The organism is Asticcacaulis sp., assembly GCF_051954415.1.
Taxonomy (GTDB): domain Bacteria; phylum Pseudomonadota; class Alphaproteobacteria; order Caulobacterales; family Caulobacteraceae; genus Asticcacaulis.
Window position 1 is genome coordinate 53,625 of the sequence record NZ_JBQCHT010000008.1, and the last position, 24,107, is coordinate 77,731.

At 60.9% G+C, this 24,107-nt stretch carries 16 protein-coding genes and 2 tRNA genes; 7 read left to right on the top strand and 11 right to left on the bottom strand.

Annotated elements, in window-relative coordinates; all coding sequences use genetic code 11:
• The first annotated feature begins 31 nt into the window (after window positions 1-31).
• Window positions 32-463, top strand: a complete 432-nt coding sequence (locus ACTHND_RS02615; protein ID WP_440175734.1) for a glycine zipper domain-containing protein — start codon at window positions 32-34, stop codon at window positions 461-463.
• 167 nt (window positions 464-630) lie between these two features.
• Here ACTHND_RS02615 and ACTHND_RS02620 read toward each other — a convergent pair whose 3' ends face one another.
• Window positions 631-1,800 carry a glycosyltransferase gene (locus tag ACTHND_RS02620; protein ID WP_440175735.1) on the bottom strand — a complete coding sequence of 390 codons (1,170 nt, stop codon included), beginning with the start codon at window positions 1,798-1,800 and terminating at the stop codon, window positions 631-633.
• Between the two features lie 220 nt (window positions 1,801-2,020).
• Here ACTHND_RS02620 and ACTHND_RS02625 point away from each other — a divergent pair, with 220 nt between their 5' ends.
• Together ACTHND_RS02625 and ACTHND_RS02630 are read left to right on the top strand one after the other, a co-directional pair.
• Window positions 2,021-3,253 (top strand): hypothetical protein, encoded by a 1,233-nt coding sequence (locus ACTHND_RS02625; RefSeq protein WP_440175736.1) that lies wholly within the window; start codon window positions 2,021-2,023, stop codon window positions 3,251-3,253.
• The gene (locus ACTHND_RS02630) at window positions 3,253-4,491 is read left to right on the top strand and encodes a hypothetical protein (RefSeq protein ID WP_440175737.1); all 1,239 of its coding nucleotides are present in this window, start codon (window positions 3,253-3,255) and stop codon (window positions 4,489-4,491) included. Before ACTHND_RS02625 ends, ACTHND_RS02630 begins: the two co-directional genes overlap by 1 nt.
• A gap of 36 nt (window positions 4,492-4,527) precedes the next feature.
• Here the strand turns inward: ACTHND_RS02630 and ACTHND_RS02635 are convergent, their stop codons facing one another.
• The 4 genes from ACTHND_RS02635 to ACTHND_RS02650 form a co-directional block, all read right to left on the bottom strand.
• A complete protein-coding gene (locus tag ACTHND_RS02635; RefSeq protein WP_440175739.1) occupies window positions 4,528-7,332 on the bottom strand; it encodes a valine--tRNA ligase in 2,805 nt (934 codons plus the stop codon).
• A gap of 118 nt (window positions 7,333-7,450) precedes the next feature.
• Window positions 7,451-8,002 carry a DUF2497 domain-containing protein gene (locus ACTHND_RS02640; protein ID WP_440175740.1) on the bottom strand — a complete coding sequence of 184 codons (552 nt, stop codon included), beginning with the start codon at window positions 8,000-8,002 and terminating at the stop codon, window positions 7,451-7,453.
• Between the two features lie 189 nt (window positions 8,003-8,191).
• Window positions 8,192-9,589, bottom strand: coding sequence for a TolC family outer membrane protein (locus ACTHND_RS02645; RefSeq protein WP_440175741.1), 1,398 nt, complete (start codon window positions 9,587-9,589; stop codon window positions 8,192-8,194).
• Between the two features lie 249 nt (window positions 9,590-9,838).
• Window positions 9,839-10,468: a protein-L-isoaspartate O-methyltransferase family protein gene (locus ACTHND_RS02650; RefSeq protein ID WP_440175742.1), complete on the bottom strand. Its 630-nt coding sequence runs from the start codon at window positions 10,466-10,468 to the stop codon at window positions 9,839-9,841.
• A 202-nt stretch (window positions 10,469-10,670) separates the two neighbouring features.
• Between ACTHND_RS02650 and ACTHND_RS02655 the strand changes: the two genes are divergently transcribed.
• Window positions 10,671-10,744, top strand: a tRNA-Cys gene (locus ACTHND_RS02655).
• A 105-nt stretch (window positions 10,745-10,849) separates the two neighbouring features.
• Here ACTHND_RS02655 and ACTHND_RS02660 read toward each other — a convergent pair.
• Window positions 10,850-12,145, bottom strand: a complete 1,296-nt coding sequence (locus tag ACTHND_RS02660) for a methyl-accepting chemotaxis protein (protein ID WP_440175743.1) — start codon at window positions 12,143-12,145, stop codon at window positions 10,850-10,852.
• A gap of 345 nt (window positions 12,146-12,490) precedes the next feature.
• On the opposite strand from ACTHND_RS02660, the gene ACTHND_RS02665 reads away from it, so the two are divergent.
• A tRNA-Asn gene (locus ACTHND_RS02665) sits at window positions 12,491-12,566 on the top strand.
• 114 nt (window positions 12,567-12,680) lie between these two features.
• Here the strand turns inward: ACTHND_RS02665 and ACTHND_RS02670 are convergent.
• From ACTHND_RS02670 to ACTHND_RS02690, 5 genes are all read right to left on the bottom strand, one after another.
• Window positions 12,681-14,162 (bottom strand): tryptophan halogenase family protein, encoded by a 1,482-nt coding sequence (locus ACTHND_RS02670; protein WP_440175744.1) that lies wholly within the window; start codon window positions 14,160-14,162, stop codon window positions 12,681-12,683.
• Entirely contained in the window at window positions 14,159-15,178 is a 1,020-nt protein-coding gene (locus tag ACTHND_RS02675; RefSeq protein WP_440175745.1) for a cupin-like domain-containing protein, read from the bottom strand. Before ACTHND_RS02675 ends, ACTHND_RS02670 begins: the two co-directional genes overlap by 4 nt.
• Window positions 15,171-15,887, bottom strand: a complete 717-nt coding sequence (locus tag ACTHND_RS02680; protein ID WP_440175746.1) for a SapC family protein — start codon at window positions 15,885-15,887, stop codon at window positions 15,171-15,173. Before ACTHND_RS02680 ends, ACTHND_RS02675 begins: the two co-directional genes overlap by 8 nt.
• Window position 15,888: 1 nt before the next feature.
• Window positions 15,889-17,445, bottom strand: coding sequence for a tryptophan halogenase family protein (locus ACTHND_RS02685; RefSeq protein ID WP_440175747.1), 1,557 nt, complete (start codon window positions 17,443-17,445; stop codon window positions 15,889-15,891).
• Between the two features lie 107 nt (window positions 17,446-17,552).
• Entirely contained in the window at window positions 17,553-20,540 is a 2,988-nt protein-coding gene (locus ACTHND_RS02690; protein WP_440175749.1) for a TonB-dependent receptor, read from the bottom strand.
• A gap of 498 nt (window positions 20,541-21,038) precedes the next feature.
• On the opposite strand from ACTHND_RS02690, the gene ACTHND_RS02695 reads away from it, so the two are divergent.
• Both ACTHND_RS02695 and ACTHND_RS02700 read left to right on the top strand, forming a co-directional pair.
• A complete protein-coding gene (locus ACTHND_RS02695) occupies window positions 21,039-21,743 on the top strand; it encodes an ABC transporter ATP-binding protein (protein ID WP_440175750.1) in 705 nt (234 codons plus the stop codon).
• Window positions 21,743-24,106, top strand: a complete 2,364-nt coding sequence (locus tag ACTHND_RS02700) for an ABC transporter permease (RefSeq protein WP_440175751.1) — start codon at window positions 21,743-21,745, stop codon at window positions 24,104-24,106. The genes ACTHND_RS02695 and ACTHND_RS02700 overlap by 1 nt, the downstream gene beginning before the upstream one ends.
• Window position 24,107: the final 1 nt, after the last annotated feature.

Here is a 24,107-nt window from a genome sequence, read left to right on the forward strand (position 1 = left end):
GCACTCTGCCGGGCAAACAGGAACCCAGGCGATGCCCCCATTCTCCTTCATGAAACATATCCTTGTTCCCGCTCTGATCGCAACGACCATGGCGGGGCTGGCCCTGCCCGGCATGGCCGAGGCCCGTTCGCGCCCCTGCGAAGGCAAGCAGACCGAAGGCGCGGTGCTTGGCGCCGTGGCCGGCGGGCTGATCGGTGGCAGTGCCGCGGATACCCGCAACAAGGGCACCGGCACGGTGATTGGCGCAGTTGTCGGGGCGGCTGTAGGGTCTTCCATCGCCAAGAACAATACCAAGTGCCGTTACGATAAGCGCTATGCCTACGATGACCGTCGTGGCGATCGTTATGACCGGCATGATCGCTATGATCGTTATTACTACCGTCAGGATCGCCGCGAAGACCGCCGTCACGAGCGCTGGGACGACCGCAACGATCACCACGGCCATGACGACGATCGCTGGTAAGCATTTCCCCAATAGAGAAAAGGCCCGGAACCGATTGGTCCGGGCCTTTTAGAGTGCATCCCAAAAAGTGTGACGCACTCTTTGGACAAAGATGCGCGTCAAAACAAAAACTTAGAGCACGATCCAGATCCATCATATCGGGTCGGGCTCTAATCGCAACCGGTGGCTCAGCCTCCGGTTTTCTTATCACGCCATGACAGCAGGGTCGACGCCCAGTAGTTCCAGACACTGGAAATCAGCGTCGCAATAATGCCGGCAACCACATAATGAATATGCAACTGATCCTTCATGAACAGCGACAGGCACAGGCTGATCAGCGCGCCCAGCGAACAGGCGATGTAGAAACGGATCAGGCCGCCAAACATGCGCCAGCCCTTGAGGCGGCGATCGCGGAAGGTGATCAGGTTGTTGAGGAAGAAGTTCCACGTCATCGACAGCCAGATCGCCAGGCTGTAATTGACCAGGTCTTCCTTGTTGTACTGGTAGCGGTAGATAGGAAACTGGCCGGGCACGGTCAGGAAGTGGTGACCGAGATAGAGCAGGATGGTGTAAACCACCACACCGCTCAGGCCAACGCCAGCAAACAGGACAAACTTGGCCGGCAGCAGCCCGCCGGTCGCCTTTTCCACCAACAGGGCGCCGAGATCGAGCACGACGCGCAGATCGAGCTTGGAAACACCGCCCTGGCGTTCGCGCAGAGCCGCCTTGACCTCGCCGAAGCGCGGCTTGCGCGGTGCGGAAGCCGCGACATCGAGCAAAATCTTGAAGCCGATGCCGGTCAGCTTGGGTCGCGCCGATTCGTAATATTCGCGCGTCATCAGGAAGCAGCCGCTCATCGGATCAGAAAGCGGCACCTTCAGCACCAGGCCGGTGGCCCAGGTCGCCGCCTTCGAGCCCAGGTCGCGGATGCCGCTCAGGCCGGTTTCCGTGGTGCCGATATAGCGCGACACGCAAACCAGATCCTTGTCGCCCTTCATGATCATCTCGGCCAGGGCGCGGATCGCCTTAGGGTCGTGCTGCCCGTCGCCATCCATGACGCCGAGATATTTACCGTGGGCGATATCCCACCCCTTGATGGCCGCCGAGGACAGGCCGCGCTCATTGACGCGCACATGCAGCCGGACATGAGGATGTGTGCGCGCCAGATCAAGCACTTCGGCGGCGGTGTTATCGGCCGAGTTATCGTCCACGACGATGATTTCATGGCTGATGCCCGCCAGGGTATCGCTGATCTCGGTGACGACGCTGCGAATGGCCGCGCCCTCATTCAGGGTGCAGATGATCAGGCTGAGATCCGGTTGACCGGTAAAGGCCGAAGCACGCTCGATATTCGTCAAAAAAGAAACTCCCCGGCGCCCCGCCCGTCAGGGCCTCCCGCCATCAATAAAAATCGCCTGGTCCTCTTAAGACCGCAGAGGATGGCAAATCTATGGTGGCCCCCACCCCGCGATCCGAAACCCGCATCAGACCTGAAACAATCAGGCCAAACTAACGCCGTCCGGACTCGATAAGTCCCAAACAAGAAACGCTCAATATCCGCTTAGAGCCAAGAGTTCAATGGTCAAACTCAACCTCCCCCCCCTCCCCGGCCGCACTTCGCCGGCCCTGGTGCCAGCCCTTTACTGGCTGCCCGTGCTTTTTTTTCTACCCTTGATCGTCGGCGTCATCGCCAAACTCTATCGGTCAAAATATATCTTTTCCGAATACCAGTCTGTCGCCTGCGCCGGGCTGAAAGCGTTGCAGGGCGCGCCCATCTATGCCCTGGATCTGCAATGCCCCGGAATGCGCGCTGCCAGTTTCGTGTATTTGCCGGGCGTGGCCCAGATGGCGGCCTTTTTCGAGCGCCTCCTGACCGAACCCGGCTTCCTGATACTCTACCTGGTTTTTTACCTGGCCGCGGCGGCGGCCCTGATCTATTTCCCCCTCGCCGCCCGCAAGACACCCGGCAACTGGCGTGACAAACTGCCCTTTGCCGTCTTCTTAAGCAGCAGCGCCTTCATGCTCGGCAATATCGCCGTCATCCTGCACGGCCTTGTCCTTGTCGGCGCGCTGGCGATCGAGATCAGCCCGTGGCTGTTTATCGCGGCGGTGGCCGTGGCGGCGTGGGTCAAGCCGACCTTCCTCACATACCTGATGGTCGTCCTGCTGCTCGACATCCCGCTCAGGCGTCGTATCGGTCTGATGGCCTCAGGCGTCATCATCGGCCTCTTGCCGCTGGGTCATTTCATCCTGACCGGCGGCGCCCTGACCCAGCAATGGTACGCCCTGCTGTCCCACTATGTTTACGAGGTCACGCCGGGTGTCGGCTTCTTCGGCTGGACAAGCCTGATTGGCCTGGACCCGGCGCATGTCGGCGTTAAGCTCGCCTATCTCGTCTTTGCCGGCCTGATTACCGTCAGCGGTCTGGCCCTGGTCAAAGGGCTGCAACTGAACCGCCGCGAGCGCATCTGGCTGGGCCTCAGCCTCGCCGCCCTGCTTATTCCGCGCATCATGAGCGAGGACATCTGCCTCATCGGACCAGGTCTGCTGATCCTGGCCGACAAAAGCGCCAGTCTGAACGGGCAAGGCCAAACTATGCTCAGGTATGGCCGCGGCATTGTCCTGGCGCTGTGCGTCTTTGCCCTCGCCGGCGCCATGACCGGCTTGGCCGATTACAGCGAACCCGTCGCCCTGCTCTGCCTTTGCCTGTACGTCCTCTGGCTCGGTCAGCACATGATCCGCACGCGCCTGCCGCACATCCTGGCGCCGTATGTGACCTTTGCGCGCAAATCCGAAACGGCGGTGAACTGATGCCCCGCTTATCAACGGACGCCCTCACCTGGTTTGAATGTTTCACCGCCCGCAAGCGAAACCTGTGGTTCTTTTCGCTGTTCTTCTTGTGCCCCCTGGTCGGCAACCTGATCAGCCGCCTGACCAAGGCGCGCTACTGGTTGCCGGATTTCGACGCCCTGATCTGCGGGGCGCATAATGTCTCGCGCGGGATATCCCCTTACAGCCTGCATCCGGTCTGTGCCGGCATCCGCCCCACACCCTATGTTTACGCTCCACAGGTCGGGCATTTCTTCGCACCGCTTGAGCAGGCATTTGGCCTGGAAGGCGCGCGTTGGGCTTTCGCCCTCGTCTATGCCCCCGCCATACTGTGGCTGTTCTGGTATGCCATTTTGAAACCGATGGACAAGGCGCCCTGGCATTTCCGCCTGATGACGCTGGCGGCCATGGTCGGCAGTGTGCTGTCGTGCGGTAATATCGGCCTGCTGCTGCACGCCCTGACTATACTTGCCGCCCTGCATATGTCGAAATCGCGCCTGCCCTTTATCGCTATCGTTATCTGCGGCGCGCTGATCAAGCCTGTATTCGTGACCTATCTCGTCGTCCTGGTGCTGGAGGACAGGCCCCTCATGGCCCGCCTGCGCACCTTCCTGTTATCATCCACAGTGGCCGTCAGTGCTTTGCTGGCCCTCCTCCTGACCGCCGGCCGGTTCAGTGCCAACTGGCATACGGCGCTGAAGGCCATCGTCATCCTCGAACAGCCCGGTATCGGCTTCTTCGCCACCACCTCGGCCCTAGGCCTGAGCACGGCTTCGCCTGTTACCCTGATCGGACTTGGCCTGTTCGTCGTCGGCATGGGGCTGGCCAGCCTGGTCCTGGCGGAATGGGGCGGCCTGACGGCGAAAGAGCGAATCATATTCGGTCTCGGCGCCGCCCAGTTCCTCAATCCGCGCCTGATGGACTATGACATGTTCACGCTTGCGCCCTGCATGGCCATGGTCGTCATGATGGCGAAACCGCTGGGCCAGAAAACCTTCACCTGGGTTAGCTGGGCCTTTGCCGGCACGCTGATCTTCTGCGTGGTCTGCAATATCCTGGAAATCCGCGCCATACATCGTGCGCCGGCCGCCGTCTTTGCCTACGGCATGATCCTGTTGGCGGTAGCCGGCCTGACCGCCTGGCCGCAACGGGCGCGTATCCGCGGCTGGTTCCGTAACCCGCTGCCCGTGCTTCAGGATATCCTGGCGCAACGGATATAAAAAAAGCCCCGCAGCCAACAGGTTGCGGGGCTTTTTTTACGACGCGGCCTTCAATCGTTCCAGCGCGGCGGCAAGCTTAGCCTTGCCGTTTTCCGCCTCTTCCAGGCGTTCGCGGTTCTCGGCGATCACCTCTTCCGGCGCCTTGCGGACAAATTCCGGATTGTCGAGCTTGCGGCGAACGCCGTCGATCGTCTTGTCGAAATCGGCAATGCCCTTGGCGAGGCGCGCCTGTTCGGCCTTCAGGTCGATAAACTCGGCGATCGCCAGGTGAGCGGTCGCTTCGCCGGCCACAAAGGGCACCGAACCGGCAGCCGCTTCCCCCACCTTCACCTCTGACAAACGACCCAAGAAGAGGATCAAATCCTCATGTGTTTTCAAACGGCTGGCCGTTACCTCTGAGGCACCACTTAAAGACAGCGGCGCGCGCGCCGAGCCCGGCACGTTCATTTCCGACCGGATCGAGCGAATCTCGCTGATCAGGTCGATCAGCCAGTTGATTTCCTCATCGGCTTCGGCATCGATGGCGCCGGCATCGGCCTTCGGCCAGCTATGCGCGATCAACATGTCGCTGTGACCGGTCTTTTCCCACAGTTCCTCGGTGATGAAGGGCATGACCGGATGCAGCAGGATCATCGCCTGATCGAGCACCCAGGCCGTCATGGCACGGATTTCCGTCTTGGCGGCGGCATCGTCACCATTGAGGATCGGCTTGGCCAGTTCGAGATACCAGTCGCAGAAGACGTTCCAGATGAACTTGTAGAGCGCATTGGCCGCGTCATCGAAGGCGCAGGCTTCCAGCGCTTCGGTCACGGCCACAAGCGTCTTCTGCACCTCGCCCCTGATCCAGCGGCTGAGGGTCAGCTTGGCGGTCGATGGATCAAAGCCGTCTACACGGGCACACTCATTCATCTGGGTGAAGCGCGTGGCGTTCCACAGCTTGGTCGAGAAGTTGCGATAACCTTCGATGCGCGGCTTGGCCAGTTTGATATCGCGGCCCTGCCCCGACATGGCGGTCAGGGTAAAGCGCAGGGCATCGGCGCCGAACTCGTCGATCAGCACCAGCGGGTCCATGACATTGCCCTTGGACTTCGACATCTTCTGGCCCTTGTCGTCGCGCACCAGGGCATTGATGAAGACGCGTTTGAACGGCGTCTGGCCGGTAAAGTGCAGCCCCATCATCATCATCCGGGCCACCCAGAAAAAGATGATGTCGAAACCGGTGATCAGGGTGTGGGTAGGGTAGAAGCGCTTGAGGTCTTCGGTCTTCTCCGGCCACCCCATGGTCGAGAAAGGCCACAGCGCCGACGAGAACCAGGTGTCGAGCACGTCTTCGTCCTGGATTAGTGGCGGCTTCCAATCAGCAGGCAGCGGCTTCAGGTAGAACGAAGAGTTAGCTTTCTTATAATCAACATCATTCGTGACGACCTGAACTTCTCTTCCGTAATATTCTTGTGCTTGTTGAATAGCTTCTTTTTCTGACATACCAACAAAGATCTTACCGCGTTCATTGCCCTGAACGCCGAAATCTCGTGATGGCCCATACCAAGCCGGAATGCGATGCCCCCACCAAAGCTGGCGCGACACGCACCACGGCTCGATATTGCGCATCCACTCGAAATAGGTCTTTTCCCAGTTCTTCGGCTCGAAGACGGTCCGGCCATCCTCAACAGCCTTGATGGCCTCCTTTGCCAACTCGCCGGCATTGACGTACCACTGATCAGTCAAAAAAGGCTCAATGACAACGCCCGAACGGTCTCCGTGCGGCACCATATGCTTCGTCTTCTCGACGTGCTTCAACCAACCTTCTGCTTCAGCCCGAGCAACAATCTCTTTTCGAGCAACAAACCGGTCTATACCGCGATATTCTTCGGGAACGTATTGGTTAAGTTGCGCCAACTCATTCATAATGTTGATAATTTTAAGATCATGACGCTTGCCGACCTGGAAGTCGTTGAAATCATGCGCCGGGGTGATCTTGACCGCACCGGAGCCCTTGGCCGGATCGGCATAGTCATCAGCCACGATCGGGATACGGCGACCAGTGATCGGCAGGATGACGAACTTGCCAACCAAATCCTTGTAGCGCTCATCATCCGGATGCACGGCCACACCGCTATCGCCCAGCATGGTTTCCGGACGCGTGGTGGCGACAACGATATAGTCGCGCGTCTCCGTCGTCTCATTGCCCTCTTCGTCCTTGACAGGATAATCAAAGGTCACGCCATCCGCCAGCTTATAGGCGAAATGCCAGTAATGGCCGTCGACCTCCTTTTGCTCGACTTCGAGATCGGAAATCGCCGTCTGAAACTGCGGGTCCCAGTTGACCAGGCGCTTGTCGCGGTACATCAATCCCTGCTGATGCAGGGTGACGAAGACCTTGCGCACCGCCGCCGACAGGCCGTCATCGAGCGTAAAGCGTTCGCGCGACCAGTCGCACGACGCGCCCAAGCGGCGCAACTGCTTGACGATCGTGCCGCCCGATTCCGCCTTCCATTCCCAGACCTTGGCGACGAAAGCCTCGCGCCCCATCTCCCGGCGGCCGACATTGGTGCCCGAAGCCGCCAGTTGCCGCTCCACCACCATCTGGGTGGCGATGCCGGCGTGGTCCGTACCTGGCAGCCACAGGGCCGCCTTGCCGCGCATCCGCTCGAAACGCGTCAGCACGTCCTGGAGCGTGTTATTCAGCGCATGGCCGATGTGCAGCGAGCCCGTCACATTGGGCGGCGGGATGACGATGGAAAAGGTCTCCTTCGCGTCCGACGGGGAAAACACACCGGACTCTTCCCATTTTTTATACAGGCGGGGCTCAACGGCGGCGGGATCGAAGGTTTTTTCCAGCATGGTCTCGACAAAGATAAAGCCCTCAAGCCGCGAAGCGGTAGGGCAGCGTTAATTAAAAAGAGCGGCTCACCGCTGTGATGCCGCTCTCTTAACAAATGAACTCAAAAGAATCTATGGATTAGCGGCGGCTTTGACGCGCAATCCGTTCGACTTCAAGGCGGACCTGCTCCTCAACGATCGCCGGCAGATGCTGGTCGAGCCAGGCTTGCAGCATCGGACGCAGCAGATCCTTGGCCACATCTTCAAGGGTACGGTCGCTGTGCGGCACCAGCAGATTGCTTGTCAGGGCGCCAAATGAAGACGCGGCAATCGATTCGGTCCGCTCGCTGACCAGTCCACCCACGGATGCGGGGGCCAGAACGGGTGCCGGCTTCGGCGCCGGAGCCGGTTCTGGCACGGCTGCGGGCGTATAGGCATCGATATCACCGATGGACACCGATTCCGGCGCCTCATAGGTTTCGGTCAGTTCGAGCACATCGTCTTCAGCCGCCTCTTCGCTCTCCGCTTCCGGCTCAGCCGCCGCGGCGAAAGAGTCATCTTCTTCCTCGACCTCAGGTTCGGCTACAGCCTGTGCCGCCGCGTCTTCCGGCGCATCATCTTCCGAGATGATGCGCCGAATGGAAGCGAGGATTTCTTCCATTGTCGGTTCGTGTGCGGATTGTTCTGCCATGTTTTTTTAACTGCTGCGAATCGGGTTCGGGAACTGAAACCTTGGAGAGGGTGACACGTGTTCGCCGCATTTTGCAACTGTTTAGGCGGATTTTGCCGCCAAATTTCACCGAAGCGAAGAATTTTTTGTGAAGAAACCCGCCAGTTCCCCGGCGGGCTTCTCCGCAAAAATATAAAGGCGCAATGCCGATCAGTTGCCGCCGGCCGCCAGCCCGTCCAGTGCATGAACCACCGGTTCCAGCGGCGTCCAGCCCTTCGACTTGACGTCGTCAAAATGTTCCTGCGGATCGTAGACCTGGATATCCGGCACAAACGCCTTGGCCGTCAGCCCGCCCATGACCGAAAGCAACTGGCTGCCCGCCACGTACTGCCCGCGCTCGGCTTCGATCAGCGCCAGTTGCGCCGATTTCAGTTCCTGCTGGGCGTTCAGCACCTCGATATTGGTGCGCAGACCGACCTGCTGCTCGACCTTGACGCCATCAGCGGCCACCTGGGCGGCCTTGACCTGCTCCTGGTTGGAAGCCACGGCGGATTTCGCCGCCAGCATCTGCGACCATGCCTGCGACACCGAGGAAATCACCTGCCGGCGCGCGGTTTCAACCACCTGAAGCTGGGCATTGTAGTTTTCCGTCGCCTGACGGACGCGCGAGCCATTCAGGCCGGCGCTGAACAGGGGTATGGACAAGCGAAGCGTGGCCGATGACGAATCATTATCCGTGATATCGCCGACGCCGAGGCCGGGCTGCGAACCACCCGTGCTGGCCGAAAGGCCGATCGTGGGACCGAAGACCGAACGCTCGGCGCGCACCTGCGCCCTGGCGGCATCGGCCGCATACTGCGCGGATTGCAGGTCGGGATTGCTCTTTTCAGCCGCCGCCAGAGCGGTATCAAAATCGGCCGGAAGCCCCGGCAGGTCCGGCTCGGCTTCGAGCGCCACCGGCGACTGGCCGACAATGGCCACATAGGAAGCACGATCGGAATCAAGCTGCGCCTGGGCCGAAGCCAGGGCCGCCGCGGAGGCCGACAGACGCGCCTGAGACTGGGCTACGTCGGTGCGCGTCAACTGGCCGGCATCGAACTGCGCCTGGGTCTGGTCAAGCTGCTGCTTGAGAATATCGTAATTGTCCTGCGAGATCTGCAGGGCGCGCTGGTCGCGGCGGACGGCGGTATAGACGCTGATGACATCAAGCAAAACGCCCGATTCAGTGCTGCGCAGGTTCTCCTGACCGGCCATCACGTTGGCGCGCGAGGCTTTCAGCGAAGAGGCGATGCCGCCCGATGCAAAGACCGTCTGGTTGGCGGTCAGGCCGGCGCTGGTGGACGAGCGATCACCGGTAAAGCCGGGCAGGTCATTATAGGTGGCCGATGCGCTGGCGCTCAGCGATGGCCCCAATTGCGAGCGGGTCTGGACATAGGTTTCGTCGGTGGCGCGCTGGGCGGCGCGGCTGCGCAGCAGCGTCGGGTTCTGGGCATAGGCCTGGGCGATGGCGTCGTTCAGGCTTTCCGCCTGGGCGCTAACAGCCACTGTTAGCGCCAGCACTGAAACCGCGGCGGCCAGGCCGAAGGTCGCAAACTTGGAATTCGTCATAAACAGATGTCCCCACGTCATTAAGGCAGGCGACACGCCTGCCCTGTTGCCTTCCAGACGCATGTACGCGCGGCCCGGCTGCGGCAATAAGCTAAAGATTACCTCTGAAATCCTACTGCCAGAAGATTACAGGCTTGGCGAGTTACGGATTTTTCACGTTCGGCTTTTTACAACTATACACAAAATTCAACGCGCGGTGGCGACTTTATTGTCGCACCCTAAGGGCCCGCCCGACGAATTCTGTCAGTATCAGAACTCGAATGACGGGGTGCGCGCGAAGCCCGGCAGGGTGGATGGTGCCGAATCGAAGACATCGCGCTCGGAAATGCCGGATTCAATGCGCAGATAGAGGCGCGCACGGCCCACGGGGCCGTCCTTCACAACAACCGCCAAGCGGCCGCCGACCTTGAGTGCCTTCAGCCATGTGGCAGGTACTTCGGCCACGGCGCCTTCGGTGATGATAATGTCATAGCCCGAACCGGCCGGCGCCTTCAGATCGGCCGTCACGCATGTGACGCCCTGTTCCTTGAGATAAGGCTCAACCACCGCCATGACGCGAGGATCGGCTTCCTGCGCCGTCACGCTCAGGCCGGCGTGCTGCAGAACGGCGGCGGCATAGGGCGCAGCCAGCGCCAGAACCGTTTCGCCGGCCTTCGACTCGGCGGTCTGCAACAGCTTGGAAATATCCCGCGGCTTCATCAGAACACGACCAGGCGCGATCGGGGTTTCGACCTCGCCATAGGCGCCGAAGGCCTGCGAAGGGGCGCACAAACGCTCGCGCTGGATATGGCGCATGGCCACCTGCAAGGCCGCGTCTGTGACATCATTCACGCGAACCTGGGATTCGACCATATTCTGACGGGCGGCGTGAAAATCCATAATACTGATCCTTGGAGGCTTAATCGAACGCTTTGCACCGCTTATAAGAGCAAGCGGCGCGCGCTTCAATCGCCATAAGTTGAGATTCACCGGCAAAAAACGCACAATCGCACGGGCTTATGCACATTTATCAGAAAATTTGCACCGGAGATCATTGCGGGCGATGATGCGATCTGGTAGCGAACGCATCCGCTCTATGCGAGGCCTGATGGCGGAGCGGTTACGCACCGGATTGCAAATCCGTGAAGCCCGGTTCGACTCCGGGTCAGGCCTCCACACTTTCCTCCACTGATAGCCATCCGGCGCTTGAGGCAAGCGCAAAGCGCGCCGAACCGTTGTGAGGCAGCCCTTCTTCTCAATAAAGTCGGCTTGAGCGCAGGATCAAGCCGCGCGCATATTGGCCAGGAACCGGGCCAGTTCCATCTTCAACTGGTCCGATGCCCGGCTGACCGACTTCGCCTCCTCGAAAACCACGCTGGCTACCTGCCCGGTTTCATCGGCCACATCGCGCACCGAATCGATATCATTGCCCACGCTTTGCGACCCTTCCGCCAGGAGTTCGACCGTTTCAGCGATCTGGCTGGTAGCCATCTGCTGGGCGGCAACGGAGCGGGCGATATCGTCGGCGCCGGAGCGCAGTTCGGATATGGTGCTGACAATGCCGGCAATGGCGCTGGTCGCCTCAATGGCGTCGTTCTGGATCTGTTGCACCTTGGCGGTGATCTCGCGGGTCGCCTTTTCCGTCTGCTGCGACAGGGTCTTGACCTCGGCGGCCACCACCGCAAAGCCCGCCCCGTGCTCCCCGGCCCGCGCTGCCTCAATGGTGGCGTTGAGCGCCAGGAGATTGGTCTGCTGGGCGATGGAGGTGATCATGTCCACCACCGCACTGATTTCGTCGGCGCTGCGGCCCAAGCGGCTCATCAGGGCCGAGGTCGATTCGGCCTCCGCCGAGGCACGGGCGGACACCTGTGTCGATAATTGAGTCGAGCCGGCAATTTCATTGGCGGTCTGCGAAAGCTCCATCACCGTGGAAGCCACCTTCTGCGCGCTTTGGGAGGTCGTGACCGCCACCGAGGCCACCTTGGCGGCGCTTTCCGAAGCCGCAAACGCCGACTGGCTCATGGTGTCCGAAGAGGTGATCATAGCCTTGGAGGACTGCGTCAGCCCCTCAAGCAAGGCCGATACCTGGCTTTCCAGCTTGTTGCCCAGTTCGTGCAGTGCTGCACGGCGTTCGGCAGCGATCGCCTCGGCGTGACGTGCCGCCTCATCTTCCAGCCCCACCAGCTTCTGGCCATTGGCGCGCAGCACATCCAGCGCCGCAGCCAGGCGGCCAATTTCGTCGGACCGGTGGGCGCCTTCCGCCGGCGTATCGAATTCCCGGCGCGCCAGCCGGTCGGTATAGTAGCTGAGGCGATCAATGACCGAGAAAACCTCACGATCGAAATAGATGGCGGCCACAAGTCCTGCCAGGCCGACCAAGACCGATGCCGCCAGGATCAGGCTGGCAAACCCCTTCTCAAGGCTCTGCACCTGATTGATATAGTCCCCCTCGCCCTGGCTGAGCAGGTGCCCGACCGTGGAGGTGTGATGCAGCGCCACGAATGTCGCCCCCCCAAGACCCACAAAAAACAGCGCCAGCAGTGCACGGATACGAACCTTGATCGGGGGCAGGCGCACGGGTGATTCCTTATCTGTATTCAGGCATCGACCATCCTCTGCTCATGGTTAAATTGTCATGAACAAATTACCGCACAGCGACCGGGAACAGGGTTGCGGCTTATTTTTCCCCTCACAGGGGCATTTACCCCTCGTTAACCCGAATCCTTTCATAACAGCGTTGTCTTTGCTTATCTGAAGACACCCACCATCACCAAACTTCAAAGGCCCGAAAGCTTTTTTCGGGCTTTTTTTCGTTTGAAATCAGGGCAAAACCACTTCGCGCACAGAATTGTGCAAAACTTTCAGCTTAGGGCTTGCCATGCGGTTCAAACCCTTGCTATAGGGCGCGCCTTGCCAGCGTGTTCCCCGATAGCTCAGTTGGTAGAGCAGTCGACTGTTAATCGACTTGTCACAGGTTCGAGTCCTGTTCGGGGAGCCAGCAAGGCTTACAGGCCGCGTTTGAGCGGCGGTTATATCCCTCTACATATTGTCAATTATTGTGCCGGTCAGCCTAGTGCCCGGTCATCACCCGATTTCGTCGGGAAGCGACTTATCAGATCGCGCAGTACTGAGCGACATAGGCTGCATGGTCCGGCAGGGACGCCGCCGTGCGGCTCACGGACTCACGCAGCCCCGTCAGCAGGCGGTTCAGTTCATCCTCCGTCAGCTTGCCGGCGATGGGATGATAGCTGCGCGGCATGATGCCCTGCCCCATCATGACCTGGACCCAGCTATTTTCGGCGAACAGTTCCTCATTGCGGCGGAAGACGCGGCCGGTTTCGCGGAAAAGCTCGATCTTCTGGGTCAGGCTTTCGGGGATCGGCATGGAGGCGCAATGCCGCCAGAACGGGCTGTCGCGCCGTTCGGTGACATGATAATGCAGGATCAGGAAGTCCCGGATCTGCACCATGTCCTGATCCTGCTGGTCGTTGAACTCCATGATATCGCGTTCGCTGATCCGGTCTTGCGGCAGCATCCGGATCAGGCGCAGGATCGCCCGCTGGATCAGGTGGATGCTGGTGGCCTCCAGCGGTTCCATGAAGCCGCTTGAAAGCCCGATGGCCACGCAGTTGCGATGCCACTGGCGGCGGCGCGCCCCCGTGGTGAAGCGCAGGTTGTTAGGCTCGGTAATCACCTTGCCGTCGAGATTACCCAGCAGGCGCTCAAGCGCGGCCTCACGCGACAAGTAGCGGCTGCAATAGACAATGCCGTTGCCGGTACGGTGCTGTAACGGCACACGCCATTGCCAGCCGGCGTCATGCGCCATGGCCTGGGTATAAGGCTTGGGCGGCGCGATATTCTCGGTCTGGACGGCGATAGCAGCATCACAGGGCAGCCAGTGCGTCCAGTCGTCATAGCCGACGTGCAGGGCCTCGCCGATCAGCAAGGCCCGGAAGCCCGTACAGTCGAGGAACAGGTCGCCATCGATGCGTTCTCCGGACTCCAGATGCAGGGCCGCGATATCACCGCTCTCCGGCTTAAGCTCGACTCGCGCGATGCGGCCCTCAATCCGCCGGGCGCCTTCAGCGGTGGCTATACCGCGCAGGAAGCCAGCGAAGCGCGTGGCGTCGAGTTGATAGGCGTAGTTCAGCCGGTTTTCCGGCAGGTGCGCGAACTTGCCCTGAAGTGCCGCCACCAGTTCGAGGCAGTAATCATCATAAGGCGCGATGTGGCCGTTTTGCAGGCCGTGCAGCCAGAAGTGCTGGAAACCCGCCGACCAGTGATCCTTGCCGGTTATGCCAAACGAATGAAAATAACGCGTCCCCACATCCTTCCAGCCCTCAAACAGGATGCCGAGCTTGAACGTCGCCTCGGTGGCGCGCATAAACTCGGCTTCGCTGATGTTCAAAAGCCGGTTGAAGGTGACCATCGGCGGAATGGTCGATTCCCCCACCCCCACAGTGCCTATGGCATCGGATTCGACGAGCGTGACATCGACGGTCCGGCCCATGGTCCGGGCGATCGCCGCCGCGGCCATCCAGCCGGCCGTGCCACCACCGCCCACAACGATGCGCAAAGGGGACTTTTCATTCATTGACTGAGCTGCCTTAACAAAAATCCGCGAATACGCGCCGCGCTTTCCGGCGTCAGCGGGGCCAGCACGCTGCGCGCCTCCGCCGGAATATGATCGACGACCTCGGGGCCATTGTGGAAAATGTAATAGTCGAATATGTCGCGCCAGTGCTGCCGCTCGTCCTCCGGCAGGTCGCGTATGGTCATCATGGCCAGGTTGAGCGCGTCCTGGGGCTGGCCCAGCCAGCGCGGCGTGTCGCGCCACCAGTAATTGACCAGCACGTTGAAAGCCTCCAGCCCCTCGACATGATGCCACCACATGGCGGGTATGAAGAGGGCGTCGCCCGCTTCCAAAACCGTCGTCTGCGCATGGTCCAAGGCCTGGCGGAAGCGCGGAAAGCGCTCGAAATCCGGCGCGTGAAAATCGACCATGCTGACGGCGCGTCCCGCCGGCGTGTTGTCCACTGGTCCGAGATAGAGATTGCGGAACTGTTCGCGCGGAAAAAGGGTGAAACGCCGACGCCCCACCGCCACGCAGGCCAGGTTGTCGGGGAAATCGTTGTGGGCGGCGATGCGCGTCTGCGTCCCCATCCAGATGCTGGCCATGCATTGCCGGTCGCCCAAGTCGACGTGATTTGCCTCATGCAGGCCGTTGAAGAACTGATGGACATCGATCGAGGCCAGATAGACCGGCGGGATGTCCGGCTGTCCCTCCACCGCATCGATCTGTGAGAATATCTCCGGCAGTTTCGCCTTCATCATGCGGAAATTCATGCCCATGTCGCGGTTATAAAACAGCCGACCGTCCGACTTCGGGTCACCTACCGACACGACAAAGCCGGTGTCGCGGCAATGACGCACCAGGTATTCGCGTGCTTCCCGGAAAGACCTGCGCCCGGCCTGAACCAGCGGCCAGCCCGACACCAGCCCGCGCACGACAAACGGCTTTTCCGCCACCTTCAGCAGGGCGTCGAGCGCGGCCGCGTCCGGTACGGTGATTTCCGGTATCTGCGCCAGGCCGGAAAAAATATCAGCCATGCGTCAGACGCTTGTTCTTGCGCTCGACCAGGCGACCGATATTGGAGAGCGAGGCCAGCGCCATGTAGATGGGCATCAGATAGTCTTTGGCGTGCAGTTCGGCTACGGTTTCGGGCGGCAAAGCGCGCAGGCGATCTTCGTGGATGACATGGAAGCCGACGAAGCGGTGGGTTGAACCGTCATCGAGCGTGATATCTAGCGCCAGCGGCTCCAGCAGATTATATGTCATCAGGCTAGCGAAGAAATCCCCGGAGACGCGGTAGCCTTCATCGAGTTCGCCCAGCTTTTCAGCAATCGTTTCCAGGTAAGGGGTCGGGCGGCCCAGTTCGTCGAAGACCCGCGTGCCTTCCATTTTGGCGATACGCGCGCTGCCGAGATCGATATGGACCTGTCCAGAATCCTGGTCCTGCGACGACCGGCCGATCAGGAAGGGCTGGATATCCATGGCCAGCGGTTGGTAACGCGCCTCCCAGCGCCCGCCGCCAAGAAACAGGTTTTCGCCGTTCTCGAAACCGAACAGCGCAAAGGCGGAAAAGCCGTTCCGCTCCGCATTCATCCGAAACAGGATCGGGTACTCGTTCTGCACCTGCCGAAACTCGGCCGGCACGGTCATGCAGCACATCACGTCATCACCGAACTCGGCGCCACGGTGCGTTGAAACGCGCAGGTCACGATGCGCTTCGGCGGTCAGGATCGCGTGGTTGGACATATCAGCCTTTCAGGTCTTGAGTTAGGGTTGCGGGCATAGTGGCCTCCCGCAGGGCATCGAGGTAGGCGCGGTTAGTCGGCAGACCGGCCGCCAGCCCGCGCGCCCGCGCTGTGGCCTGCCGTATCGCCTGTTCCGCAGCGCCACTGTCACCGGCTTTCATGCGTCCCGCTTCCGGCGGCGGGAAGCCCATGCCGTAGAGCACATACTGGTAACTGGCCGCCGGAAAGACCTCGTCCACCTGCGGAAAATCAAAGTTTGACGGCGGCTGGTGTTTCCAGACCTCCAGCAGGTCGGCCAGCCGGGCGGGAATGCCCGCCGCCTCACGATGCGCCCGCCAGTAAGGTTCTTCCCGGCGATTAACTATATAGTGCAGTTTCAGGAATTCGACGATGCGGTCCCAGCGATAGCGGAACAGTGTATTGAAGCGTCGCGCCTGCACGTCCATGGCGGACCGGTCGCGCGGGAAATTCTTCACCAGGGCGTCGAGAGACAGTTCGATCATCACGATTGCGGAAGCTTCCAGCGGCTCAAGGAAGCCGGCCGCCTGTCCGATAGCCAGGCAATTGCGTTCCCAGAACCGTTCACGATGCCCGGAACGGAAGCTGAGCAGACGCGGCGACACGGCATCGAGCGCGGTTGCCGTCCTGGCGCGCAGATAGGCATCCAGCGTGGTCTCGGCCTCGTCATCGCTCATATAGGCCGATGAATAGACGCAGCCGATCCCCCGGCGCGTCGGCAGGCCGATATCCCAGGTCCAGCCGGCGGCATGGGCCGTGGCGGTCGTCTGTGAAGCGATGGGGCTGCCGGGCGCCACCGGCACCTGAACCGCCAAGGCACGGTCATTGAACAGCTCAGACTGCCGGTCGATGAGGGGCACGCCGTAGCACCCGTCGATCAGGCGCGCAGCATGGCCCGTGCAGTCGATGAACAGGTCACCGCTGATGGCGCCATGCGTCCTTGTCTGCACGGCCGCCACATCGCCATTATCCGCCATCGTCACCTGGGTCACATGGTCGGAAATATGGCGCACGCCCAGGGCCTGCGTTGCATGACGCGTGAGCAGGCGCGCCAGCTTTCCGGCATCGAGGTGGTAGGCATAGTTGAGCGCGCCGGCATAGTCCGGCATGGCACGTTGTCGCGGCGCCAGGTTCAGGGCGCAGATACCCGGCTGCGGCCCGACAAAATCGGCGAACGAATGGCTTGCCCCCTTGTCGCGCCAGAGGGTGACGCAATCGCCGGACACGCTTTCCGGCGGCGGCACGAAGGGGTGGTAATAATGGTCTGCGGGCGCGCCGTCGCGCCAGCCGTCAAACCGGGAACCCTGCTTGAACGAGGCGTCGCAGGCCAGAAGGAATTCAGCTTCGCCAATGCCTATACGTGCCAGGGTATGGCGTATGGTGGGCCAGGTACCCTCCCCCACGCCGATGGTCGGCACGTCGGGCGATTCAATCAGGGTGACCGTAAGTCCGGGCGCCGCCGAAGCTGCGAGCACACAGGCTGACAGCCAGCCGGCCGTGCCGCCCCCCACAATCACGATGTCCCTGACAAGGTTATTCATTTAATTCTTTAATCCTCGCGGTGAAACCATATCACCGTGCGCAGGAAAGAGAAGCCACCCCACGCATGGGATGGCTTCTCTCTGCATTCACGCCTTACACATCCTCATCAGAAGGTGTAACGCACACCCACCGAGTAACGGGCATAGCCAGGCGCCACGAACTTGACGTTGTTATACGAGCGCCCAAACACGCGGCGGCTCTCGTTGGTCAGGTTGATGCCTTCGATGAAGGCCGTCAGGCCCGGCTTGAACTCCCAGCTTGCGCTGGCATCGAACTGACCATAGTCATCGACATAGGTCGGGTTCGGACCGGTGCCGGCCAGGAACTTGGCGCGCCAGTTATAGGCGATACGTCCCTGGATGCCGTTCTTGTCATAGAAGGCCACGGCGTTGGCGCTGTCGCTCAGCCCCGTGAGGGCGAACTGGGTGACATTCCACGGCTTGCTCGGATCGTAGGTCGCATCGCCATCCACCTTTGTATAGTTGAGGATGACGCCGAAACCGGTATCGGCGAAGGTGTGCTGGATGTTGAATTCCCAGCCATAGAGCGCCGAGGTCTGATCGCTGTTGACCGGGGTCGTGACCTGGAAGGTCAAGTCCGGATCGGCCGCCGTGGCGATGATCTGACCGGAGATGTTGCCAGAACTGTCCAGTGTGTTCTCAAGGTGGACCTCATCGGCGAAGTTCGCGTTTACATAGTTGACAATATCCTGGTAGCTGGCACCGGCGCCCAGGGCGGCGGTGGCGGCATTGGTATACTGCTCGAAGATGTACTGACGAATATTGCCGGTGGCGCCGACTGCCGCGACAGCGGCGTTATAGCGCGGCCCCTGGAAGGGCGTCTTCATGCCGAACGCCGTCGTATCGACACGGTGGGTCGAGATGAAGTTCGAGACGTCCTTGTGGAAGTAGCCCAGCGACACATAGCTGTCCGGACCATAGTACCACTCCGCCGACAGGTCGATATTGTTCGACTTGTAGGGCTCAAGGCCAGGATTGCCCATGCTGCCCGTGCCACCGTTAAGCGCGGCGCGATACAGCTTATCCAGGGTCTGTCCGCCCTGCATACTGGCATAGTCCGGGCGGGTGATCGTCGTACTGGCCGAGGCGCGCATGATGACATTCTGCATCGGACGGAAGTCGAAGTCGATGTTCGGCAGCAGTTCCTGATACTTGCCCGTGAAGGCGGTGAAGTCCTGCTGGGCGCCGAAGGTCAGGTCGAACTCGTTGGCCGCCACCCAGGCCGACGAAACGGGGATCGGCACCAGGGCCGCCGAGTCGATGTCGGTCTTTTCGTAGCGCACGCCGGCCACCAGGTGGGCCGGATTGTCGAACAGGTCAAACTTCATATTGGCCTGAACATAGGTGGCGATCGTCTTTTCCTGGATGCGACGGTCGGTCGTGTAATCGGCCAGGCAGTCCATGGTGCCGCCGCAGACCTGATACAACTGGTCGAGTTTCGCCACATAGTCTTCGATTTTGGCGGCCAGGAACTGCTGCGGGATGGCCGGATTGCCGGCGCCGCTCAGGCCGTCGAACTTGTCGGGAATGCTGACCAGATCGAAGATGTCGTCCGGTATATCGGAAGCCGGACCGACGCCGCCCCAGGTGTCGTGCTGGATATAGCCGTAAGCCGAGCGCACCTTGTTTTCGATCGAGGAGGCACCGAAATCGATGCTGTCGATGAAGCTGTCATCGAAGCTGTAACGGCCCCTCACCTGAACCTGGTCGATCTGGTCCTTGAAATAAGCATTGCGGAAGGCGTTGCCGGTCGGGGTCACCAGCGACTTGTCGAGATAATCGATGCCTGGATACATGCTGTACGACATGACCGGCAGGTAGCTCGAATAGTCGATCTTCTGATCCATGACGCCAAAGATCGACGCGCCGATCGACATGTTGGAGCCATAGGGGCTGTCCGGACGCGATTCCGCCGTCGAGTGATGCGCGTCGAGTTCCAGGGTCAGGGCATCAAGCGGCTTCCACTTCAGGTTCAGGCCGGTCGACTTGTTTTCCGACTGGTTGGCGGTCAGGCTGGCGGAATAGGCCAGATCCTTGTGCTCATCGGCGCGGAAATGCTCGGAATACCAGATCGGGCCGGCCACCGGGCCGTCGGTCCAGGCACTGGAGACGTCATTGAAGTTGAACCACACACCAGTCGAGGAGGTACGGTCGGTGACCTTGTTCTTGGAATAGGTATAGTCGAGGGTCGCCGTCAGGGATTCGACCGGACGCCATTGCAGGACAAGCTGGCCGTTCAGGCGTTCGCGCTCGATATTGTGAATATCGTAGGCGCCGTTCTGCTGAACTTCATAGACATCGTTGCCTTCGGGGCGATTGGTGATCTTGTCGCCACCAGGCGTACCCGTCTGGGCAAGCGATCCCCAGTTGTTCTCGGTGCCGAGATAGCCGTCACGCCAGCCGGCGCTGAAGTCGTTATTGCTGGCTTTGCGCTTCTGATAGGAGCCCGTGAACAGGATGCCGAACTTATTATCGGCAAAGGTGTCGCTGAGGATGCCGGAGACTTCCGGTGTGAAATCGCTGCCGTCATTCTGCGAGGTGTCGTAGACCGCCTTGACACCCAGGCTGCCACGGAAGCCAGGCTTGTCGAGCGGGCGCGGCGTGCGGATGTTGATCGTCGAACCGATGCCGCCGGAATCCACAGAGGCGCGGCCGGATTTATAGACATCGACGCCCGCCACACCTTCCGATGCCAGGTTGGCGAAGTCGAAGGAGCGCGAAGCCGGTGCGCTGGCGCCATCTCCCAGGGTCGAGGTCGGCATCTGGCGGCTGTTCAGGGTCACCAGATTGAATTCGGGCCCGAAGCCGCGAACCGTGACGAAAGAGCCCTCACCGTTGGAGCGGTCGATCGAGACGCCGGTGATGCGCTGCAGCGATTCGGCCAGGTTCGTATCCGGAAACTTGCCCATGTCTTCAGCAGAGATGGAATCAACAACGCCTTGCGCGTTCTTCTTTGTCTGCATCGAACTGCGCAGACTGCCGCGGATACCGGTGACGACAACGACCGTGTTGTCGTCAGGTGCGGCGGCCAGCGCCGCGTCCTGGGCGTGCGCACCAGTTGACAGCGCTGTCAAAGATACGCCTGACATAAGAATTGCGCCCAGCGCGCCCTTTAACAGCGTTTTTCGGCTGTAGTGTAATGACATGTCTCGTCCCTTATTTTTTGATGACTATTTTGTTGACTTTAGCGGTAATTGCGGAAGCGCGCTTTTGTGCAATAGACAAAAAATTGTCACGCCCCCGATATCCCGACAAAAAGACCGAGCGTGAAATCACGCATCAATCACTTGATTTTAAGATATATTCTGACATCTCCCCTCAGACTTCTGTATGTGCCAGATAGCCCGATGCTGGTTTAGCATTTAGCCGTTCTGGCAACAAAGTCGGATTGTGTCAAATATTTTTGTCATCGATGTCATAGAGCTGCGCGAAGTTTTGCCAGGACGTGTTAAGTTTGTAACACCTGAATTTATCAGCTTCCACGCCGTATATTTTGCCGGTCGTTTGATCCGGCGCAAATCGCCCTGACTATAAATCCTGTAGGCGTGACTCTTCGGTCACCGGAGCGGCCCATGACTGCCTCTTTCTCGCTGCGTGGCGTCAACAAGCAATACGGCAAGGGCCCAACAGCGGTTCACGCCCTCAGCGATGTCAGTTTCGATATTCAGGACGGCGAACTTCTGATGCTGGTCGGGCCATCCGGCTCCGGCAAGTCGACCCTGCTCAATATTCTGGGCGGACTGGATCACGCCACCAGCGGCGAGGTACGGTTTCGGGACGCGCTTTTGACCGCGATGAGCGACCGCGACCTGACGGCCTATCGCCGCAAGCATGTCGGTTTCATTTTCCAGTTCTACAACCTCATTCCCAGCCTGACAGCCCACGAAAATGTCGACCTGGTGCGTGAGATCGCTGACAATCCCCTGTCCGCGGCCGACGCCCTGGCCCTGGTCGGCCTCACCGGACGGATGGATCATTTTCCGGCGCAGTTGTCCGGCGGCGAGCAGCAGCGCGTCGCCGTGGCGCGGGCCATCGCCAAGCGTCCGGCGATCCTGCTGTGTGACGAACCGACCGGCGCGCTCGACCTGCAAACCGGCGCCCAGGTGCTGGAAGCCCTGAGCGAGATCAACCGGCTTTACAAATCGACGACCCTGATCATTACGCACAATGCCGATATTGCCCGCATGGGGGCGAGGGTTGTGCGCTTCGCCGACGGCCGCGTGCGTGAGATCGAAACAAACGCCACGCCGGCCAAACCCTCCGAGTTGGTCTGGTAATGCGCCCGCTCGATGCCAAACTGCTGCGCGACATCTGGCGGATGCGGATGCACGCTGCCGGAATCGTGCTTGTTCTCGGCTGCGGGCTTGCCGTCCTGATCATGGCGGTCGGCATGAGGGCGTCCCTCGAAAAGACGAGGCTCCAGTACTACGCCGAAAAACACATGGCGGACCTGGCCGTTTCCCTGGTCCGTGCGCCCGACCGGCTGACGCCGGTGATGGAAAATGCCCCCGGCGTGGCCGCCGTCGAGACGCGCATTTCCGGCTATGCCCTGCTCGACCTGCCGCAGATCGCCGAACCCGTGTCGGCCCGCCTGATCTCCCTGCCGCGGCGAGGCCACCCGCGCGTCAACGACCTGGTCCTGACCGCCGGCCGCTGGCCCGACCCGGCGCACCCCGAAGAGGCGCTGGTCAACGAAGCCTTCGCCACCGCACTTAAATTGAAGCCCGGCAGTTCGCTCGACGCCATATTGCACGGCCACCGCCAGCGCCTGGTCATCACAGGCATCGCCAATTCGCCGGAGTTCGTCTTCGTCACGGCGCCCGGCGAGATGTTCCCGCAGCCGGAACGCTTCGCCGTCATCTGGATGGGCCGCGATGCTCTTGGGGAAGCCTACGACATGCGCGGCGCCTTCAATGATGCCGTCATCCGGCTGGCGGCCGGGGCCGATGTCCGCGCGGCCACGCAGGCGCTGGACGACGCCCTGCGCGCTTATGGTTCAGCCGGCGCGACAGGCCGCGACCGCATGATGTCCGACCGCTTTCTCAGCGAGGAACTGAGCCAGCTCGGCATATTGGCGAGCTTTATCCCGACCTTTTTCCTGATCGTGGCGGCCTTCCTGGTCAATATCTCGATGGGGCGGGTGATTGCCACGGAAAGGGCCAATATCGGCCTGCTCAAGGCTTTCGGCTACAGCGACCTGGCCATCGCCTGGCACTATGCCGAAAGCGCGCTCATTTTCGGCACACTGGGCCTGATAGCCGGAATTGCGGCAGGCACGGCCTATGGCCGGTTCATCGCCGGCATGTATCGCCAGTACTATCATTTTCCGAACCTTGAGTTTTCCGCCTCCTTGCCGACCCTGATCCTGGCAGCCGCCGCCAGTTTCGCCGCCGCTGGCCTCGGCGCCTGGAACGCCGTCGCCAGGGCCGCGCGCCTGCCCCCCGCCGAAGCCCTGGCGCCGCCACAACCCGCCAACTATGCCCAGGGCGGCGGACTGTTCCACGGCTTTGCCGATGGCCTTGATGCCAAAAGCCGGATCATTCTGCGCCGGATCGTCCGCTTCCCACGCCGGGCCGCCACCACCGCCCTGGGCATAGGTCTGGCCATCTCGATCCTGATCGTCACCCAGTCCTTTCCCGCCGAAATGACCTATATGCTCGACGTCCATTTTGGTCTCGCCAACCGTCAGGATGTCACGCTCACCCTGAGCGAGCCGCAGGAAGCCGGGGTTCTGCATGACATAGAACGTCTGCCCGGCGTCATTACGACCGAGCCCTTCCGCATCGATGGCGTCGCCTTAAGCAAGGATCAGAGGCGCGTCGAGGAAGCCCTGTTCGGCCTGGCCGAGGGCGCAACGCTCAACCGGCTGATCGGCCGGGATCTGTCTGTCATTCCGCCCCCCGCCGAAGGCATCTGGCTTTCGCGCCCCCTCGCCCGCAAACTGGAAGCGCGCGCCGGCGATGACATCACCATCGAGCAGCTTCGCGGCCGGCGCATCCGCGCCACTGTCCGCGTGGCGGGCATTATCGATCCGATGATCGGCTCTTCCGCCTATATGGAGCTTAACGCCCTGTCCCGCCTGATGCGCGAGCCCGGCCGTATCAGCGGCGCTTATCTGCGCATCGATCCGGCGGCCTATGCCGCCTTCACCGCGCGCCTGAAGCAGACACCGGCCCTGATGGGGGCCAGCTTCGTTTCCCTGGCCGAACGCTCGATGCGCACGAATTTCAACGAGCATATGGGCCTGATGACGGCCATCTATTCGAGCTTCGCCGCGATCATGGCCGGCGGTGTGGCGTTTTCAGCGGCGCGCGTCACCCTGGCGGAACAGGAACGCGACCTGGCGACCCTGCGCGTTCTCGGCTTCAGCCGGCTGGAGGTCTCCTACGTGCTCATCGGCGAAATAATGGTGTTGGCGCTGTTGAGCCTGCCTTTCGCCGTGCTGTTCGGCACTGGCATGGCGATCTGGATGACGCATCTGTTCAGCACGGAAAATTTCGCCTTTCCCTATGTCTTCGATCCGGCGGGCTATGCCTTCGCCATCAGCTTCACACTGGCCTGCGTGCTGGTTGCGGCGCTGGTCGTGCGCAGCGCCGTCGATCGGCTGGATATGGTGGGCGTCCTGAAAGCGAGGGACTGAC